Genomic DNA, 17,964 nt, shown 5'->3' with positions numbered 1-17,964 from the left:
TCCCACATGAGCGAATACTCCGCCGACATCTATACCGAACCTTTTCCTCAGGACGTCAACACCCTAGCCAACCTGGGCCCGCTGCGCGGCATGGCAGGCATCTGGGAAGGCATGCGCGGACTGGACGTGAAACCCAAGGCCGACGGCCCCCGCAAACAGGCGTTTTACGAACGCATTGAGCTGCAACCCATAGACCCTCAAACCAATGGCCCCCAGCTGCTGTATGGCCTGCGCTACCACACGCACATCACCAAGCCGGACCAGGTGAAGACCTACCACGACCAGGTGGGCTACTGGCTGTGGGAGCCGGCCACGGGCACCATCATCCACACGCTGACCATCCCGCGCGGCCAGATCGCCATGGCATCGGGCCAGGCTGCAGCGGACGCGACCGAATTTGAATTGGTGGCCACGCAGGGGCAGGAAACGTTTGGCATCTGCTCGGCACCGTTTTTGCAACACGCCTTCAAGACCACGGAGTTCCGCATCAAGGTGAGCATCCACGCCGATGGCACCTGGAGCTACGACGAAGACACGGTGCTGCAGATCCTGGGCCGTGACGAGCCCTTCCACCACACCGACCGCAACACCCTGCACAAGGTGGCCGAGCCTACGCCCAACCCACTGGCGCGATAGCGCTCGGGGGTCTTAGGGCGCCAACACGCGAATCTGCAGCAGGCGGCGCACGTCGGTGCTGCCTTCGCTGCTGTAGCTGCCCTGCTTGGGCGCGGCGTTGCCACTGGCGGCAATCGTGACCCATTGGCCCAACGGGGCCGTTACCGTGGTGCTGATTTGCTTGCGTGACTGGCGCGGCATGTCGGCATTGTTCTCAATGACCGCATCGGTTTGCACCATTTCCAGTTCTACCGTCGCATCCTTCTTGCCGCCCGGCCAGCGCGGTGTCACGGTCAGGGTCTGGCCCACGTCCAGCCAATGCAGAGACTGCGTCACCCCGGCGCCGGCGTTTTTGGAGGCCGCCTGTACCGACGACACCCACTGCATGGGCACCAGCTGGTTGGTGCGCAGCGTTCCCTTCTCGCCATTGCGCACCTGGATCTTTTGCGGCAACACTGGGGCGCTGGCCCCGGGCCCGGCGCGATAGCTCGTGCCTTCGTCCAGCCCCTCTTCCATCTGGCGCAGCTCTACGGTCAGGTCGCGCTTGGGAAGTTGGGCGAAGCTGACGCCGCACACCACAGCGGCCAGCACAAAGCCAATGAACCGGGGAAAGAAGCGTTCCATGCGGGCACCATCAAGACTGAACTAAACACCCACTATAGTGGGATGGGAGATCAACCGCCATGATTTCAAAACTCTACTGGTAATACCCCAATGAATGACCAACGCCAAGAAGTCCCCAAAGAGATCACGCCGCGCTTTGGCCGGCTCCTGGTGGCATGCGCGCTGTCCGTACTGTTCTGTGGCGTGCTGGTGTACTTCATGAGCGACGTGTTCGCAAACTGTTGTGACCTCTCCTGGCTGGACCGGCTCAATCACTAGCTTTGGGGCTGACAGCCCTCACGTCCGCATGCCCAATGTTGTTCTGCGCCACCTCCGGAGAGGCCCAAGCGCCTGCGTTCTGCTAGCCCTTTGCATGGCCAGTGCTTGGGCCCATGCAGGCCTGGCTGAGATGTCCGCAGGCAGGGTGTCCGAGCTGGCAACCCACATGTCGGACCAACCCCGAGGTTTGGGGCCCGTGTGTGCGAACCGCACCGCGTGGACGTCGCCCACCATCGCGGATCGAACCAACGATGTCAGACGGACTGCCGAGAAACTGCTGACCCAAGACTTTCCTGCATGGGACAACACGCTCTACCTGGAGTACAGCCGCACAGGCACACGGCCCAATGGCGAAAAGATGATGAACGCCCGCAAGGCTTGGCTGTACCCGCTGACACTGGCGGAGTGCGTCGAAGGCCAGGGCCGCTTCCTGCCAGCGATTGAACGCACCATCTCCGAGCTGGTCGACCAGCCAACCTGGACCTGGCCCGCCCACGACAGGACGCTGCGCAACCAGCGCGATCACAACTACGAGGTCGATTTGCTGGCGGCCGATACCGCCCATGATCTGGCGCAAGCGCTCTACATGCTGGGTGATTGGCTGACCCCAAGGTTGCGCCAACGCACCATGTCAGCACTGGAAGAGCGTGTCTTCACGCCACTACGCAAGAGCTTCGCAGGCGGTGGCAAAGACAACTATTGGCTTCATGCCGACCACAACTGGAACGCGGTGTGTCTGAAAGGAACGGTTGCCGCCGCGCTCACGGTGTTGGCGGACACGAAAGACCGGGCCCTGTTTGCGGCGGCGGGCGAATACTACATACGGCACTACGTGTCGGGCTTCAGCCCCGACGGTTACACCAGCGAAGGGCCAGGCTATTGGAACTACGGCTTCTCCCATTTCGCAGTCTTGCGCGACATGCTGGTGCAGGCCACTGACGCAAAGCTGGATCTGTTTGCCGACACCAAGGTTCGCAGCATGGCAATGTACGGGTACCAGATCGAAATGCTGCCCAACAACATCGCTGCGTTCGGCGACGCGTCCCCCAAAACCCGCATGGATGATTTCACCCGCGCCTACGCCAACGACGCCCTGCAATTGGGCCAGGTTCAACACCTCTCCACCGCAGGTGTCGCAAGTGGGCAGGCGGGCAATGACGCCCCGCTTGCCAAAGCCGCACTGCTGCTGTTTGGCAACCCTCACCTGGCCAACGGACTTGCCGGAACTGCCACAACAGGCATCGGCATGTACAGCTACTTTGATTCAGTGGGGGTGTTGGTGTCGCGCCCCGCATCAGGTGGCACGCTGGCGGTCTCCATCAAAGCGGGAGGGAATGGCAACCACAGCCACAACGACGTCGGCGCCTACACCATAGCGCTGGGCGCGGAACAACCGACGGGCGACGTGGGCAGCACACAGTATTCGGCCAAGACGTTCAGCAAAGACCGGTACACAATACCTGGCATCAACTCCTGGGGCCACCCGGTTCCCGTGGTGGCCGGCACCCTGCAACGTGAAGCGGACAAGATCAGGCCCAAGGTGATCTCCACGCGGTTTTCTGACGAGGCAGACGAGATCGTGATCAACATGGCCGACGCCTACGCCGTGCCCACCCTGCGCCTGCTGACACGAACCTTGGTTCATGACCGCACCGCGTCCGGCTCCGTCACGGTCACCGACCGTTTCGACCTTAGCACCCCCTCTACTTTCGAGGTCGCGCTCACAACCCTGGGGAATTGGAAACCCAACGCGGATGGATCGCTGGACCTGTGGCAGAAGAACGAGCATGTGATTGCCCGCATTGAAGCGTCCAGCCCGTGGACCGTGAAGGCCGAGGCCTCCAACGAAGAAGGCCTGAGCTTCACGCGCATTGGCATCTCCCTGGTGGGCCCGGCGAAGACGGGGTACATCAAGGTCCGCTTTGCGCAGGCCAAGCCCTAGCCAGCATGCATGCATGGGCATGGGCGCTTTACAAAGGTTTACCTGGGCTGGGTAAACCGCAGCGACGCGGGCGGGGTTAAGGACACATGGCAACTTCGCCATGCATCGAAAAGTGTCTATGTTGAAACAATCTCTCATCGCTACTGCCTTGGTCATCTCTGCATTGGGTGCATCCGCCCAAGCGCCCGCTGCAAAACCAGCAGCACCCGCAGCAACCGCCACGGCTGCTGCCCCCGCGGCCACCAAGACACCAGAAGCGACGAAAGAAACACCAGTAGCCGCTCCCAAGGTAACTGCAGAAACCAAGAGCGCCAAGCTGGAAGAAGCCAAAGCCAAGCGTGAAGCGAAAAAGGCAGAACGCGCAGCCAAGAAGGCCAAGCGTGCCGAAGCCCAGGCCGCCAAGGCCGCGGCACCCGCACCTGCCAAGCAGTAATCAAGTATTCCGGCGCTCACGCAGCGCTGAGTCCAAAGGCCATCCACGGGATGGCCTTTTTTATGAGGGATCGCAACTGCTACATTCCCCTCAGAAGCGCTCCACCCAGGTACACCCATTGGCATCCCCCATTCCACCTCCCGTGATTCGAACCATTGCCTGGCTGGGCTACGGTGGTTTGTTGCCCTTTGTGTTTTTGACCATCGCCACGGCGATCGACAAAAACAATGTGATTTTCTGGAGCCAGGGCCTGTTCTCCTATGGCTCGGTCATCCTCACCTTTGTGGGTGCTTTGCACTGGGGCTTCGCGCTGGCGATTCCCGGCATTCCCGACAAACAACGTGACGCGGTGTTGATCTGGAGCGTGGTCCCAGCCCTAGTGGCGTGGGTGGCGCTGATGTTTGACGGGGTTGCCACTGGCTATGTGCTGATCGCTGGGTTCGCCACCCATTACTGGCAGGACACGCGGCTGCACAACGACGGATTCTTACCCCCCTGGTATTTGCCACTGCGATTCCAAATCACGGTGGTGGCCTGCCTGTGCATGGGATTAGGGACCTACTGGGGGCGCTGATTCTCCGCGCCGAACTGCAAACTGCGAACCAGCACTTGACTTCGAGTGCACTCGAAGTTTTACAGTGGCGGCATGAACACATTTCTGAGCATTGCCGCAGCCTCCAAGGCCACCGGCCTATCCGCGCATACGCTGCGCTACTACGAACAGATTGGGTTGATTGCGCCTGTGGCCCGTAGCAGCGGCGCGCGGCGCTACAACGACGACGATATGCGCTGGCTGGAGTTTCTGGTGCGCCTGCGCTCCACCGGCATGCCCATGCGCGACATGCAGCGCTATGCCCAGCTGCTGCGCGAAGGCCAGGCGCCTGACAACGTGGCCGAGCGCCAAGCCATGCTGGAACAACACGCACTGCGCCTGGAAGAAGACCAGCGCGTGCTGGGCGAAACGCTCCAGTTCATCCGAAAAAAGATTCGCGGCTACCAAGCGATGCAGGCCTCTGCCCAACGGGCCTGAAACCCCATTTCCCAAACACACAGGAGGACCCTATGAAAACACGCGTACTCGGCCACAACGGCCCCACCCTCTCTGCCATCGGCCTGGGCTGCATGGGCATGAGCGAGTTCTACAGCAACCGCGACGACGCCGAATCCATCGCCACCCTGCACCACGCCCTGGACCAAGGCCTGAACTTTCTGGACACCGCGGACGTGTATGGCCCGCACACCAACGAACTGCTGATTGGCAAAGCCATTGCCGGCCGACGTGCGGACGTGTTCATCGCCACCAAATTTGGCATCCTGCGCGACCCGGCCAATGAGGCGCTGCGCGGTGTGAGCGGCCGGCCCGACTACGTGAAGGCCAGCTGCGATGCCAGCCTGAAGCGCCTGGGCGTGGAGCAAATCGATCTGTACTACCAACACCGTGTAGACAAAACGGTGCCGATTGAAGAAACCGTAGGGGCCATGGCGGATTTGGTTCAGGCCGGCAAGGTTCGCTACCTGGGCCTCTCTGAGGCATCGGCCGCCACCATCGACCGCGCGTGCCAGGTGCACCCCATTGCGGCACTGCAAAGCGAATACTCGCTGTGGACACGCGACCCGGAGGTGACCGGCACGCTGGCCGCCTGCCGCCGCAATGGCGTGAGTCTGGTGGCCTATTCGCCACTGGGGCGGGGCTTTTTGACGGGCGCGTTTGCCAAGCCGGAAGACATTCCTGCAGACGACTACCGCAGCCGTTTTTCTCCGCGCTTCCAAGGCGAGAACTTCAACCGCAACCTGGAACTGGTCGAAAAAATCAAACAGATGGCGCAAGCCAAAAGCACGTCGGCCGCCCAGCTGGCCCTGGCCTGGGTGCTGGCCCAGGGCGATGACATCATCCCCATCCCGGGTACCAAACGCCGGACCTACCTGGACGTGAACATCGCGGCCCTGGACTTGGTGCTCAGCGCGGCGGAACTGGCGGAGTTGAACGCGGTCTTCACCCCCGATGCCGCCGCCGGGCAGCGCTACCCGGAGTCGTTTATCGCGTCGGTGAACGTGTGAGCCAAAAGAGGACATAGGGGAACGCCACCTGAGATCTACAATGGTTCGCATACCCATGGACTCCATTGACCCACGCACAACCATTGTGCTCATCAGCACCATGAGCGGCCTGATGGCCTTGGTGTTGTATGCACTCAAGCGGAGCTACCCGCCATCCATTCGGGGCTTGGGTCAATGGTCCAAGGCGCTGCTCTTCATCGTTGTGGGCGGCGCGTTTGCGGCTTCCCGTGGCAAATTGCCCGAGCTCTTCACCACTGCGGTACCCAACTTCTTGCTGTGCTGGGGTGTTTACCGCCTCTACTCCGGGTCTCAAAGTTTTTTTGGCGTACGCCCCCGCCCGCTTCCGTGGCTGGCATTCATCGGTGGTGTGGTTCTTGTCACCATGTGGTTTACCTGGGGGAGCCCCAACTACCCTATGCGTCTGCGCATGGTTACCGTGGTCTTCGGCACTTTGTTTGGCCTGCATGCTTGGCTCATCTACCGGCAAGGCACGCTTACGTTTGCCCGGATCCTGGCCATTGGCACACTGGCCTTCATCACATTGATTCAAGTGGCCCGCCTGATCACCACCTTTGTGTTCCCCATGGGCAACGACGTTTTGGATCCCACCCCCCAACACGTCATTTTTATTGTCAGTTTCTCCTTCTCCATCTTGCTGTTGTCCATCAGCACTGTGCTGATGGCCGGAGACAGCCTCCGCGTGGAATTGGAGTACCTGGCCACCCGTGACTCCCTGACCAACGCACTGACTCGCCGCTACATCGACGAGGCTTGTTCCCACGAATTGGCGCGCAGCATTCGCAACGACAAGCCACTGGCCTTGTTGTTGATGGACTTGGACCATTTCAAACGCGTCAACGACACGCACGGGCACCAAGCCGGAGACGCGGTGCTCGTGGACTTTGTCCAAACTGTCCGCACGCTTTTGCGCAGTAAAGACTTACTGGGCCGTTTTGGGGGAGAAGAGTTTGTCGTGCTGCTGCCAGAGACGCCGTTGAGTGACGCATTGGTCGTGGCAGAGCGAATTCGTGCCGCCTGCGCCAATCCACCAGAGTCCACCAAAATCGCGTGCACGGTCAGCATCGGCGTCACCACCAACACGGACAGCGGCGATACCGTGGACTCCCTGATGGCCCGTGCAGATACGGCCCTGTACAGAGCCAAATCCAAAGGCCGCAATCAAGTGGTTATTGGCTGACCCAGAAAAAAACCCCGCACTGCAAAACAGTGCGGGGTTTTCCATTCTGGAGGAGAAGGAGGGATTCGAACCCTCGGTGCCTTACGACACGCCTGATTTCGAGTCAGGTACATTCGACCACTCTGCCACTTCTCCTGAATTCGCGTCGGTCAAAACGAAGGCGTGATTCTATCAGGCCCTCAGCACCTCTTTGCCGCCCAGGTAAGTGCGCAGCACTTCCGGCACGGTAATGCTGCCGTCGGCGTTCTGGTAGTTCTCCAGCACAGCCACCAGTGCACGGCCCACGGCCAGGCCGGAGCCGTTCAGGGTGTGGACCAGTTCGTTCTTGCCCTGGGCGTTCTTGAAGCGGGCCTGCAGGCGGCGTGCCTGGAAGGCCTCGCAGTTGGACACCGAGCTGATTTCACGGAAAGTGTTCTGCGCGGGCAGCCACACCTCCAGGTCATAGGTCTTGGTGGCGCCAAAGCCCATGTCGCCCGTGCACAGGCTCATCACACGGTAGGGCAGGCCCAGCTTCTGCAGGATGGCTTCGGCGTGGCCGGTCATGGCCTCCAGCGCTTCGTAGCTCTTTTCGGGGTGCACGATCTGCACCATTTCCACCTTGTCGAACTGGTGCTGGCGGATCAGGCCGCGCGTATCGCGCCCGGCGCTGCCGGCTTCAGAGCGGAAGCATGGGGTGTGCGCGGTGAGCTTGATCGGTAAATCGCTCTCGGCGGACACCACGTCACGCACAAAGTTGGTCAGCGGTACTTCGCTGGTGGGGATGAGGTACAGCGCGGTGTGGTCGGGCTGGGCTTCACCGTCCTGGCCGCCCTTTTTGGCAGCGAACAGGTCTTCCTCGAACTTGGGCAACTGGCCCGTGCCGCGCAGGCTGTCGCCGTTGACGATGTAGGGCGTATAGCACTCGGTGTAGCCGTGCTCTTCGGTCTGCACATCCAGCATGAGCTGGGCGAGCGCGCGGTGCAGGCGGGCGATGGGGCCCTTCATCACGGTGAAGCGCGAGCCCGTGAGCTTGACACCCATCTCAAAGTCCAGGCCCAGGGGAGCGCCCAGGTCCACGTGGTCTTTGATCTCGAAGTCGTAGGTCTTGGGCGTGCCCCAAGTGCGCACCACCACGTTGCCATGCTCGTCCTCGCCCACAGGCACGCTCTCGTGCGGCAGGTTGGGCACGGCCAGCAGCATTTTCTCCATCTCGGCCTGGATGGCATCCAGGCGCGTGGCGGAGGCTTCCAGCTCGGCCTTCAGGCCGGCCACCTCGGCCATGGCGGCATCAGCCTCGGCGTGCTGGCCCTTGCCCTTGAGCATGCCTATTTGCTTGCTGACCGTGTTGCGCTTGGCCTGCAGTTCTTCGGTGCGCATCTGGATGGTCTTGCGCTCGGCTTCCAGCGCCTTAAAGGCGTCCACGTTCAGGAAGGCTTGCGGGTTCTTGCGGGTTTGCAGGCGGGCAACGACCGAGTCCAGGTCTTTGCGCAGCAGGGTGATGTCTAACATGGCGTTCTCGTGTTTCTCTAAGTCAAATCGGGCGCTAGCCCTCTATTTTATTGCGCAAGCAGCTACTAAAACCATAGCGCGCCACCTGCCGTTTCATTCTTCCAACCGCAGCCCCTTGGGCAGCGGAAACTTCACGGTTTCCTCGATGCCGTCCATCTTGCGCACCGACACGGCGCCCAGCGCCTTGATGCGGTCGATGACGGCCTTCACCAGAATCTCGGGGGCGCTGGCGCCGGCGGTCAGGCCCACGCGGGATCGGCCTTCAAACCATTCGGCCTGCAGCTCTTCGGCGTTGTCCACCATGTAGCTTTCGGTGCCCAGCTTCTTGGCCACTTCGCGCAGGCGGTTGCTGTTGGAACTGGTGGGGCTGCCCACCACGATCACGATGTCCACCTGCGGGCTCATGACCTTGACCGCGTCCTGGCGGTTTTGCGTGGCGTAGCAAATGTCTTGCTGCTTGGGCTCGCGCACATTCGGAAAGCGCGCTTTCACGGCGGCCGAAATCTCGGAGGCATCGTCCACGCTCAGCGTGGTCTGCGTCACCACCGCCAGCTTGGCGGTCTGGCCGGGCTGTACCTTGGCCACGTCGGCCACGTCCTCCACCAGGTGGATGCCGCTGTCGAGCTGGCCCATGGTGCCTTCCACCTCGGGGTGGCCCTTGTGGCCAATCATGATGAATTCGTAGCCCTCTTTGTGCAGCTTGGCCACCTCCACGTGCACCTTGGTCACCAGCGGGCAGGTGGCGTCAAAAATCTGAAAGCCGCGGCGTTCCGCTTCTCTCTGGATGGCCTGGCTCACGCCGTGGGCCGAGAACACCAGCGTGGCACCCGGGGGCACATCGTCCAGCTCTTCGATGAAGATGGCGCCACGGGATTTCAGGTCGTTCACCACATAGGTGTTGTGCACGATCTCGTGGCGCACATAAATGGGCCGGCCAAACTTGGTCAGCGCCTTTTCCACAATCTCGATCGCACGGTCCACTCCGGCGCAAAAGCCGCGCGGCTCCGCCAACAAGATCTCTTGCGGCAAGGTGATGTTCACGGCGCTGCTCATAGCACGCCGATCAGCTGCACTTCAAACGTCACCGGCTGGCCTGCCAGCGGGTGGTTGAAGTCGAACAGCACGGATTCGTTGTCCCGCAGCTGCAGCACCACCCCCGCAAACTGGCCCTGACCGTCCGGCGTGGGGAACTGCACTACATCGCCCACGTGGTAGGTCTCGTGCGGGTCGCCCATGTCACGCAGCACCTTGCGCGCCAGCCATTGCTGCATGTCGGGGTTGCGTTCACCAAAGGCGGCACCTGCGGGCAGCTCAAATGTGGCCCGTGCGCCCTCTTCCATGTCCATCAGGCAGGCTTCCACCGCGGGGGACAGTTCCCCTGTGCCCAGGCTCAGCGTGGCGGGCTTGCCGGTGAAGGTGTTGATGATGTCCCCAGCCGGGCCGCCCAGGCGGTAGTGCAAGGTGAGGAAAGAGCCCGCTTGGACGCGGGGGGTCGTGGTGGTCATAAAAGTCCCGATAAACTGCCCTCTATTGTAGAAAGCTTGACCACCATGACCTTTGTCCGCCCCCTGGTGGGGACGCTGGCGCTCGTATCGGCCCTGTTTGCGGGCCTGGCCCACGCCCAAACCGGCGCCGCGGCGAATCCCCCAGCCACCCTGCCTCCTCCCCCTCCTACTGCTGCGGTACCCGCCCCGGCGTGGAGCGAAGCCCAGTGGCAGGCCCTGTGGGATGCAGCCCAGCACACGGCGGGGCTCAATAGTTACGAGTTCAAGTGGTTGTTCTACACCGACATCAGCCGCGCGCGCATGGCTCGCGTCAGCGGGGTGCGCAGCACCAGCATTACCGCGGCCAACCTGATCGCCGTGCCCAAGGTGATTCGCCTAGCCCTGGTCAACCTGTATGTGCCGGGCGAGAAAAGCCAGCTCATCCCCTTCACCAACCGCGGCACGCCCGGCTGGCTGGTGGTGGAGTTGGTGCGTGTGAGCCGCGCCGCGCCGCTGCGCACGGGTGCCGACTTTGAAAAAGACGCCCGCGACTGGGTCGCCAAGGGCCTGCTGCCTGCGCCCGACGCGCTACTCTCCGATCCCATCGAACGTGCCCGCGCCGCTTACTGGCGCGCGCTCACGCCCCAGGCCGTGGCCGCCATCGCCCCCGATGTGTCCCCCAATGTGGAATACGGCAACTTCTTCACCCCGCTGACGCGCGCCATCCTCACCGAACGCCGTGAGCTGGTGGCCGCCCTGCTGGACCACGGTGCCGACATCAACCAGTGCAGCCTGCTGGGCTGCGCGCTGCACCTGGCACAGGGCATGCCGGATGAGAAAAAAGCGCAGGAATGGACCCAGTGGCTGCTGGACCGTGGCGCCAAGCCCGACACGGTGGACAGCCGCCACATGGCCGCCAACGACACGGCCCTGGCCGCCGCCGTGGGCCAGGGCCGGCTGGGCAGTGCCGAAGCGCTGGTGAAGGCCGGTGCATCGCCCGACGGCGTGCCCCAGGTGCCCCACACCCCGATCTACCAGGCCGCGGTGAACCACCGCAAAGACATGGTGAACTGGCTCATCGCCCGCGGCGCCAGCGTGCTGCCCTTTGCCGACCGCGGCAATGCCACGCTCGGCGTTTCGGCCCACCTGTACGCTGGCGCCCAAGCCACCGAGGACAAAGACTTCATCACCTGGGCCGAACAAACCATGGTGAGCGCAGCCCAGGCGTCGCCCGAATACCGCTACAACGCCTTTCTGGAACAGGGCAAACAGCGCTTCCCGCTGAAAGACGGGGCGGCCCTGACGATCAAGGCCGCGCCCTTCAAGCTGGTGCTGGAGCTCAAACCTGGCGAGTCCACCGCCGTCAACGTGGGGGCCTCGTTTGAGAAGGCCTGGTTGGACGAGGTGCGCAGAGGCGACCGGCGCAACCCGCTGTTCCACCCGTTTTCATCAGGGGCGCTGGCCGAGCCGACGTCCGAAGATTCGTACGACCTGCTGGTCGGCCAGCCCTGCCCCGCTACGGCCAAGGCCGACGACCTGTGCCCCGGCGTGCTGTTCACCCTGCAAACCGACAGCGCCACGCGCAAGGATTTTCATGAGCTGCGCACCGCCAGCCACGAATATGTGCGCGAGTCACGCCGCGTGTTCGATGTGTCGGTGGACAAGGGCACCGCGCTGCCACTGGAGCAGTTCCAGGGCAAGACGCTGTACCTGGTGCTCAGCGCCGGGCTGAACCTGGGCGGCATCGACGGCCTGCGCCCGGTGGGGCCGCGTTTTGTCAGCGTAAAGCTGCAGAAGTAAAAGAACTGAGAAAGCCATGCCGCTCAAAGACCTGCCCCTGGAGGCCCAGCCCCGCGAAAAGCTGCTGGCGCGTGGTCCCGGCGCGCTCAGCGATGCCGAGTTGCTGGCGATCTTGCTGCGCACCGGCATCGCGGGCAAGGGCGTGCTGCAGATGGCCGACGAGCTGCTGCAACTCAAAAACCATAGCACCCCGCGCAATGCGGACGGGGGCCAGGGCGGGTTTGGAGGCATAGCCGGACTGTTGAATGCCACGGCGGACGACCTCAAGCGCGTCAAGGGCTTGGGCCCCGCCAAGCGCGCAGAAATTGTGGCCGTGCTGGAGCTGGCCCGCCGTGCCATGGCGCAGCGCCTGCAGGAGCGCGAGGTGTTTGCCGACCCACAGGCCGTCAAGCACTACCTGCAGTTGCATTTGGCGGCCAAGGGCCATGAAGTCTTCGCCGTATTGTTTTTAGACACGCAAAACAAGCTGCTGGCCATGGACGAGCTGTTCCGCGGCACGCTGACGCAAACCTCGGTCTACCCGCGCGAGGTGGTCATTCGCGCGCTGCACCACAGCGCGGCCGCCGTGGTATTGGCCCACAACCACCCCAGCGGCACTGTGCAGCCCAGCCGCGCGGACGAGGCGCTCACCCAGACGCTGAAGGCCGCGCTGGCGCTGGTGGATGTGCGCGTGCTGGACCACATCATTGTTGGGCCGGGCCAGGCACTGTCCATGGCCGAGGCCGGTTTACTCTAAGGGGCTGCCATGAAGATCAACGCCCTCTCCGACCTCAAGCTGGTTAAAAAGGAAATCGAGGCCCAGGCTGCGCGCGAGGCTGCCTTGGCTGCGCAAAAAGCGCTGGATGCCAAGCGCAAAGCAGCAGCCAGCAATCTGTTCCAGGCCGCCATTGGCAAGGTGCAGCCCATGGCCCCACCGCAGCGTGCCGCGCTGGCGCCGGCGCCGCCCAAACCCATCCCCAAACAGCAGCAGCTGGACGAAGCCGCCGCGCTGCAAGAGGCCATCAGCGACGAAGTGGACGTGACCACGCTGCTGGACACCGACGACAACCTGAGCTTTCGCCGCCCCGGCGTGGGCACCGACGTGACGCAGAAGCTGCGCAAGGGCAAGTGGAGCATCCAGAAGCAGATTGACCTGCACGGCTACCGCAGCGACGAGGCGCGCGAGGCGCTAGGCGCGTTTATCCGCGAATCGCACAAGCTGGGCATACGCTGCGTGCGTGTGGTGCACGGCAAGGGCCTGGGCTCGCCGGGCAAGTCGCCGGTGCTCAAGGACAAGGTGCACAAGTGGCTGGTGCAAAAAAGCGAGGTGGTGGCTTTTGTGCAGGCCCAACCCGCGCAGGGTGGTGCGGGTGCGCTGGTGGTGCTGCTGCAGCCGCTGAACCGCGCCTGAGTGCGCTCAGGCGCCTACGTTGCGCATCCAGTCTGCGGTTTGAAAAAACGAGGTCTTGAGCCGCTCGCGCAGTTCGGGGGGTACGCCCGTATCTCCCATGGCCTGGTCCATGCAGGCCAGCCACTGGTCACGCTCCAGAATGCCGATCTTGAAAGGCATGTGCCGCGCGCGCAGCCGGGGGTGGCCAAAGCGCTCCACAAAATAATCCGGTCCGCCCAGCCAGCCGCACAAAAACCAGAACAGATGGTCCCGCGCCTTGTCCAGGCTGCTGCCATGCGCAGCGCGCAGCGCGGTGTAGCCGGGCTCCAGGTCCATCAAATCGTAAAAGCGGTCCACTAGGGCGCGGACCACGGGCTCACCGCCTATCCATTCAAAGGGGGCGATACCGTTGGGGGCTTCGTCAGTCATGAAGATTTATAAGAAATGGGCCTCTAGCCCCCGCAGAACCTGCGCAAGAAGCTATCAAAAGAGGAGTGAATTAATCAAAGACCTAACGGCAGAACGCGTGCATCAAACCCCATTGACTGCAACTCACGCCTGAAATGCGTCATGGCCAATGGAAAAGCCTGCGCCACCAACACGTATTGGTACTGCTCATGCTCAAACTTGGGCACAACAACTTCGTCCGTTACGCCTGCGGGGTAGTCAAACTTAGCTTCGTACTCAGCCTGAAACGATGCTTGATGCGCTGCATCGGTTTCGCTATTTGCGACAGTGCTCAGATCAATCTTCACTACAGCCTGCAAAATTCCACCTGGAAGGGTAGGTACGGCTAGGCCCACCTCAATGTTCTGTGTCAGCTGAAAATTCCACCCGCCTTTGCCCGTCGCTGGCGCTCTGTTTTCACCATGAAAAGCGAGTGCGCGAAACGACACCAATTTAGGCCGTTGCTCGATTACTTCCACTGCTTGTCCCCTTCTTGCCCGTAGGGCCGGAAAGTCACGGTCGATGGGCTGCGTTGCTGATCTGCTCGATAGTTTTCCATCAAAACAACATTCGAACTAATGCTAGCGGTTGCAATGACTTTCTCTTTCGAGAACTCACTTGCCATTCCGCACTCTTCAACCAGCTCCCAAAACGCGCTCTCACTGCGACGAACCAAACGGAGCAGCTTGTCCATGGACTCGGATTGCGCAACATCATCGTTCTCGTACTTGCTAAACGCCACGGGCCCGCCACCAAACAGCTTTGCCGCCTGACTTTGTGTCAGCTTGTATTTATCACGCAGTGCGCAAATTTCGGTGCCCGTCAGCAAGCCATCTACAGACTTGCGAAAAGCCATCACGCCCCGCTTATTCAGTTTGCTTTCTTTCGCACCAGCAAAATCCGAATGGCAGACGTCGCACAGCCGATAGTGCAAGGGCAACGATTTTCTTTGCCCTTTGTATTCGCTCTCGACTTGGTCCACGTGGTCTGTCACGTGACCCTCACCACAAATTGGGCAGAGCTCTTGCTTATCCATGTTTTTTCCTAATTTCAAGTGTGACAAGAAATCGTCAACACCATCGTGCCAAGTTTGTTAATTGCAAACTTCACGAAATACCCGATCAACATCTCTTTATTGGCCGTTTCGACCCACTCTTTGACTCTTAGCGAATAAGCATCGCAGGCGGCATAGGCGCCCCTACCGTTTTCGCACCACTCAGAATCAATGTAGTCACCATCGCGCAATTGCAAAACCAAATCAATGACATCGGAGTTCTCCCATCCAAGCTCTCTGACGTTGCTTACACAATCTTTGGTCCACAGCGTTAAGCCCTTGCCATCGTGAATGATCGACTTGACGCGGTTCAGGTCATATATTGGCCCGCCCGCAATCTTCTCGCCCCCTCCATACGTGGGCGAAGTCAAACTGTACTCGGAAACGATGACAAAAGTTACCATTATGGTAATTTTACGATTAAAAGTACGGGTATTGCTGTATGTTCATCCATTGCTTTCGACGCTTTTGCCCCACATCACAACGCAGGAAGCTACAAGATCGCATCTGTGTAGCCATTTTTACTTCGATTGAAGCTGTTTCGGCTACATCAATTGGCGTCGACCATTTTCAAGGCAAATTGGCCTCTAGCCCCCGCAGAATATGCGCGAGCAGCTATCAAAAGTATAGTACCTGTCCAGGACTTCAGGTCGCCGCGCGGCGCAGCGTCTCCACCACGGGCCGGCGTAGCACATCGCGCAGGCCCCACCAGCCAGCGGCCAACGCCAGCACCGCACCGGCCAGCGCGCCCAGCAGCGGCACCCAGAGCGACACGGTCCAGTCAAACTCGAACACATAGCGCGCCAGGGCCCAACCTACGATGGCCGCGACGATGGACGCCAGAAAGCCCGCCAGCAGGCCCACGCCCGCCAGTTCGGTGCGCTGCACCTGGCGCAAGAGACTGCTGCCGGCGCCCACGGCGCGCATGATGGCGAACTCGCGCGCACGGTCCTCGCGCGTGGCGGTCACCGCGGCAAACAGCACCACCAGGCCGGCCGCCAGCGTGAAGCCAAACAAAAACTCCACCGCGCGTATCACCTGGTCCAGCACGCGCTGCACCTGGTTGATGGTGCTGGTCATGTCCACATTGGTGACGTTGGGAAACTGGTGCACCAGCGCGTTGTCAAACCCCTTGGTCTCGGGCGCCTTGAACGCGCCCATGAAAGTGCTGGGCACATCCTTGAGCACGGCCACCGGGTACATCACAAAGAAGTTGGCGCGCATGGAGCCCCAGTCCACCTTGCGCAGCGAGGTGATCTTCGATTCGGTCTGCATGCCGCCAATGTCAAAACGCATGCTGTCGCCCAGCTTGAGCTTCAGCGTCTTGGCAATGCCCTCTTCCACGCTCACCGCGCCCTCTTCGTCCTCGGTCCACTTTCCGCCCACCACCAGGTTGTGCGGCGGGTTCTTGCTGCTGTTGGAGAGGTTGAACTCGCGGTCCACCAGGCGCTTGGCGCGGTCTTCGGTGAAGTCATCGGGCGAGATGTCCTTGCCATTCACCGCCACCAGGCGGCCGCGGATCATGGGGTACCAGTCGAACTTGGTGACGCCCTGCTCGTTCAGCGCTTTCTGGAATGCGTCGGACTGCTCAGGCATCACGTTGATGACAAAGCGGTTGGGTGCATCGGGCGGCGTGGCACGGCGCCAGCTGCTGATGAGGTCGGTGCGCAGCAGCACCAGCAGCACCAGCGCCAGCAGGCCCACGGACAGCGCGCTCACCTGCACCACGGTGTAGGCAGGGCGGGCTGATACCTGGCGCGTGGCCAGCACCAGCCAGCGTGGGGCGGTGGCCTCGTTCACGCTCTTGCGCAGCAGCTTCACCGCCACCCAGCTCAGGCCCGCAAACACCAGCACGGCGGCCGCAAAGCCACCCACGGCGATCAGGCCCAGCATGAGGTCGCTACTCACCGTCAACAGCAGCGCGGCAAAGCCGGCCACGCCAATGGCCAGCACGCCAATGGATGCGGGGCGCAGGTTGCCCACGTCGCGGCGGATCACGCGCAGCGCAGGCACCTGGGCCAGCTGCAACACAGGCGGCAGGCCAAAGGCCATGAGCAGCGTCAGGCCCATGCCCAGCCCCAGCGCCACGGGCCACAGCGATGCCGCGGGCAGCGCCGCATCCACCAGCCCTGCCAGCAGGGCCACAAACAGGTAGTGCACGCCAAACCCGACTAACACGCCCAGCGCGCTGGCGAACAGCCCCACCAGCGCAAACTCAAACGCATAGCTGCTGGCAATGGTGCGCTGGGACAGGCCCAACACGCGCAGCATGGCGCAGTCGTCCAGGTGGTTGGTGGCAAAGGCACGCGCGGCCAGCGCCACGGCCACCGCACTCAGCAACGCCGCCAGCAGTGCCACCAGGCTCAGGAATTTGTTGGCGCGGTCCAGCGTCTGGCTCATCTCGGGGCGGCCACTTTGCAGCGACTCCACCCGCACACCGCGTACGCCACCGGTCTTCACCTGCGCATCGGCCCAGGCGACAAACTTGCGCACCGCGGGCTCGTCACCGGCCACGGCCATGCGGTAGTTCAGCCGGCTGGCGGGCTGCACCAGGCCCGTGGCCTGCAAGTCGCCCCGCGTGATCATCACGCGTGGCGCAAAGTTCATGAAACCGCCCCCACGGTCGGGCTCGATCACGATGATCTTGTTCACCGTGAACTGGCTGTCGCCCAACAGCAGTGCATCACCCACCTTGAGGCCAATGGCCTCCAGCAGGGCCGCGTCCACCCAGGCTTGGCCTTTGGCGGGCGTGTCCTTGGTGGGGGCGTCAGGCGCGTCCGGCGCGTTGCTCAGGCGCAGGGCGCCGCGTAGGGGGTAACCAGGCTCCACCACCTTGAGCGCCACCAGCTTGGCCGCGCCGCCTTGCGCGTCATTGGCGCGCGCCATAGTGGGAAAGCCCAGCGTGTGCACGACGGAGAGTTTGAGCGAGCGGGCCATGGCCTCAAAGGCCTCGGGCGGCGGGTTGTCGCTGGAGATGACCGCGTCACCACCCAGCAGCTGGCGCGCATCGCGCTGCAGGCCGCCCTGCAGACGGTCCGCAAAAAAGCCCACCGCGGTGAGGGCCGCCACGGCCAGCGTGACCGCAACGATGACCAGGCGCAAATCGCCAGAGCGCACATCGCGCCACAGGGTGCGCCAGCCCAGGCGCCAGAAAGAAAGGTTCATTCCAACACCTTAGCAGCTTGGCAAAAGCC

At 62.2% G+C, this 17,964-nt stretch carries 20 protein-coding genes and 1 tRNA gene; 11 read left to right on the top strand and 10 right to left on the bottom strand.

Annotated elements, in window-relative coordinates; translation table 11 throughout:
* Nucleotides 1-6: 6 nt before the first annotated feature.
* Nucleotides 7-636, top strand: a complete 630-nt coding sequence (locus AC097R_RS07535; protein ID WP_479597261.1) for an FABP family protein — start codon at nt 7-9, stop codon at nt 634-636.
* Between the two features lie 12 nt (nt 637-648).
* Here the strand turns inward: AC097R_RS07535 and AC097R_RS07530 are convergent, their stop codons facing one another.
* Nucleotides 649-1,239, bottom strand: a complete 591-nt coding sequence (locus tag AC097R_RS07530) for a hypothetical protein (RefSeq protein ID WP_479597259.1) — start codon at nt 1,237-1,239, stop codon at nt 649-651.
* 90 nt (nt 1,240-1,329) lie between these two features.
* On the opposite strand from AC097R_RS07530, the gene AC097R_RS07525 reads away from it, so the two are divergent.
* The 7 genes from AC097R_RS07525 to AC097R_RS07495 all read left to right on the top strand — a co-directional run bounded on the left by AC097R_RS07525 (nt 1,330) and on the right by AC097R_RS07495 (nt 7,128).
* A complete protein-coding gene (locus AC097R_RS07525; protein ID WP_479597257.1) occupies nt 1,330-1,497 on the top strand; it encodes a hypothetical protein in 168 nt (55 codons plus the stop codon).
* 166 nt (nt 1,498-1,663) lie between these two features.
* A complete protein-coding gene (locus AC097R_RS07520) occupies nt 1,664-3,439 on the top strand; it encodes a hypothetical protein (protein WP_479597255.1) in 1,776 nt (591 codons plus the stop codon).
* 118 nt (nt 3,440-3,557) lie between these two features.
* Nucleotides 3,558-3,872: a hypothetical protein gene (locus tag AC097R_RS07515; RefSeq protein ID WP_479597253.1), complete on the top strand. Its 315-nt coding sequence runs from the start codon at nt 3,558-3,560 to the stop codon at nt 3,870-3,872.
* A gap of 142 nt (nt 3,873-4,014) precedes the next feature.
* Entirely contained in the window at nt 4,015-4,446 is a 432-nt protein-coding gene (locus tag AC097R_RS07510; protein ID WP_479597251.1) for a DUF3429 domain-containing protein, read from the top strand.
* A 72-nt stretch (nt 4,447-4,518) separates the two neighbouring features.
* Nucleotides 4,519-4,902, top strand: a complete 384-nt coding sequence (locus tag AC097R_RS07505; protein WP_479597249.1) for a MerR family transcriptional regulator — start codon at nt 4,519-4,521, stop codon at nt 4,900-4,902.
* A 32-nt stretch (nt 4,903-4,934) separates the two neighbouring features.
* Nucleotides 4,935-5,930: an aldo/keto reductase gene (locus AC097R_RS07500; RefSeq protein WP_479597247.1), complete on the top strand. Its 996-nt coding sequence runs from the start codon at nt 4,935-4,937 to the stop codon at nt 5,928-5,930.
* 55 nt (nt 5,931-5,985) lie between these two features.
* The gene (locus tag AC097R_RS07495) at nt 5,986-7,128 is read left to right on the top strand and encodes a GGDEF domain-containing protein (protein ID WP_479597245.1); all 1,143 of its coding nucleotides are present in this window, start codon (nt 5,986-5,988) and stop codon (nt 7,126-7,128) included.
* 47 nt (nt 7,129-7,175) lie between these two features.
* On the opposite strand, the gene AC097R_RS07490 is transcribed toward AC097R_RS07495, so the two are convergent.
* The 4 genes from AC097R_RS07490 to AC097R_RS07475 all read right to left on the bottom strand — a co-directional run bounded on the left by AC097R_RS07490 (nt 7,176) and on the right by AC097R_RS07475 (nt 10,121).
* Nucleotides 7,176-7,263 (bottom strand) — tRNA-Ser (locus tag AC097R_RS07490).
* Nucleotides 7,264-7,299: 36 nt separating this feature from the next.
* A complete protein-coding gene (gene serS, locus AC097R_RS07485) occupies nt 7,300-8,616 on the bottom strand; it encodes a serine--tRNA ligase (protein ID WP_479597242.1) in 1,317 nt (438 codons plus the stop codon).
* A gap of 93 nt (nt 8,617-8,709) precedes the next feature.
* Nucleotides 8,710-9,651, bottom strand: a complete 942-nt coding sequence (ispH, locus tag AC097R_RS07480) for a 4-hydroxy-3-methylbut-2-enyl diphosphate reductase (protein ID WP_479598107.1) — start codon at nt 9,649-9,651, stop codon at nt 8,710-8,712.
* A gap of 14 nt (nt 9,652-9,665) precedes the next feature.
* Nucleotides 9,666-10,121 carry an FKBP-type peptidyl-prolyl cis-trans isomerase gene (locus AC097R_RS07475; protein WP_479597240.1) on the bottom strand — a complete coding sequence of 152 codons (456 nt, stop codon included), beginning with the start codon at nt 10,119-10,121 and terminating at the stop codon, nt 9,666-9,668.
* A 45-nt stretch (nt 10,122-10,166) separates the two neighbouring features.
* On the opposite strand from AC097R_RS07475, the gene AC097R_RS07470 reads away from it, so the two are divergent.
* Genes AC097R_RS07470 through AC097R_RS07460 form a run of 3 tightly spaced genes read left to right on the top strand, consistent with a single transcriptional unit; the run spans nt 10,167 to nt 13,290 of the window.
* Nucleotides 10,167-11,900, top strand: coding sequence for an ankyrin repeat domain-containing protein (locus tag AC097R_RS07470; RefSeq protein WP_479597238.1), 1,734 nt, complete (start codon nt 10,167-10,169; stop codon nt 11,898-11,900).
* A gap of 16 nt (nt 11,901-11,916) precedes the next feature.
* A complete protein-coding gene (gene radC, locus AC097R_RS07465; RefSeq protein ID WP_479597237.1) occupies nt 11,917-12,636 on the top strand; it encodes a RadC family protein in 720 nt (239 codons plus the stop codon).
* 9 nt (nt 12,637-12,645) lie between these two features.
* Nucleotides 12,646-13,290 (top strand): Smr/MutS family protein, encoded by a 645-nt coding sequence (locus tag AC097R_RS07460; RefSeq protein ID WP_479597235.1) that lies wholly within the window; start codon nt 12,646-12,648, stop codon nt 13,288-13,290.
* Between the two features lie 6 nt (nt 13,291-13,296).
* Here AC097R_RS07460 and AC097R_RS07455 read toward each other — a convergent pair whose 3' ends face one another.
* The 5 genes from AC097R_RS07455 to AC097R_RS07435 all read right to left on the bottom strand — a co-directional run bounded on the left by AC097R_RS07455 (nt 13,297) and on the right by AC097R_RS07435 (nt 17,935).
* Nucleotides 13,297-13,698, bottom strand: coding sequence for a group II truncated hemoglobin (locus AC097R_RS07455; RefSeq protein ID WP_479597232.1), 402 nt, complete (start codon nt 13,696-13,698; stop codon nt 13,297-13,299).
* A gap of 74 nt (nt 13,699-13,772) precedes the next feature.
* Nucleotides 13,773-14,195 carry a hypothetical protein gene (locus tag AC097R_RS07450; protein WP_479597230.1) on the bottom strand — a complete coding sequence of 141 codons (423 nt, stop codon included), beginning with the start codon at nt 14,193-14,195 and terminating at the stop codon, nt 13,773-13,775.
* Nucleotides 14,186-14,752 carry a type II toxin-antitoxin system MqsA family antitoxin gene (locus AC097R_RS07445; protein ID WP_479597229.1) on the bottom strand — a complete coding sequence of 189 codons (567 nt, stop codon included), beginning with the start codon at nt 14,750-14,752 and terminating at the stop codon, nt 14,186-14,188. The genes AC097R_RS07450 and AC097R_RS07445 overlap by 10 nt, the downstream gene beginning before the upstream one ends.
* Nucleotides 14,753-14,766: 14 nt before the next feature.
* Nucleotides 14,767-15,174 (bottom strand): hypothetical protein, encoded by a 408-nt coding sequence (locus AC097R_RS07440; protein ID WP_479597226.1) that lies wholly within the window; start codon nt 15,172-15,174, stop codon nt 14,767-14,769.
* A 241-nt stretch (nt 15,175-15,415) separates the two neighbouring features.
* Nucleotides 15,416-17,935, bottom strand: a complete 2,520-nt coding sequence (locus tag AC097R_RS07435; RefSeq protein ID WP_479597224.1) for an ABC transporter permease — start codon at nt 17,933-17,935, stop codon at nt 15,416-15,418.
* Nucleotides 17,936-17,964: the final 29 nt, after the last annotated feature.

It is taken from the genome of Rhodoferax sp. ZS1R25, assembly GCF_056521335.1.
Note: the sequence above shows the minus strand (reverse complement) of the source record. Positions and strands in the feature narration are given on the sequence as shown.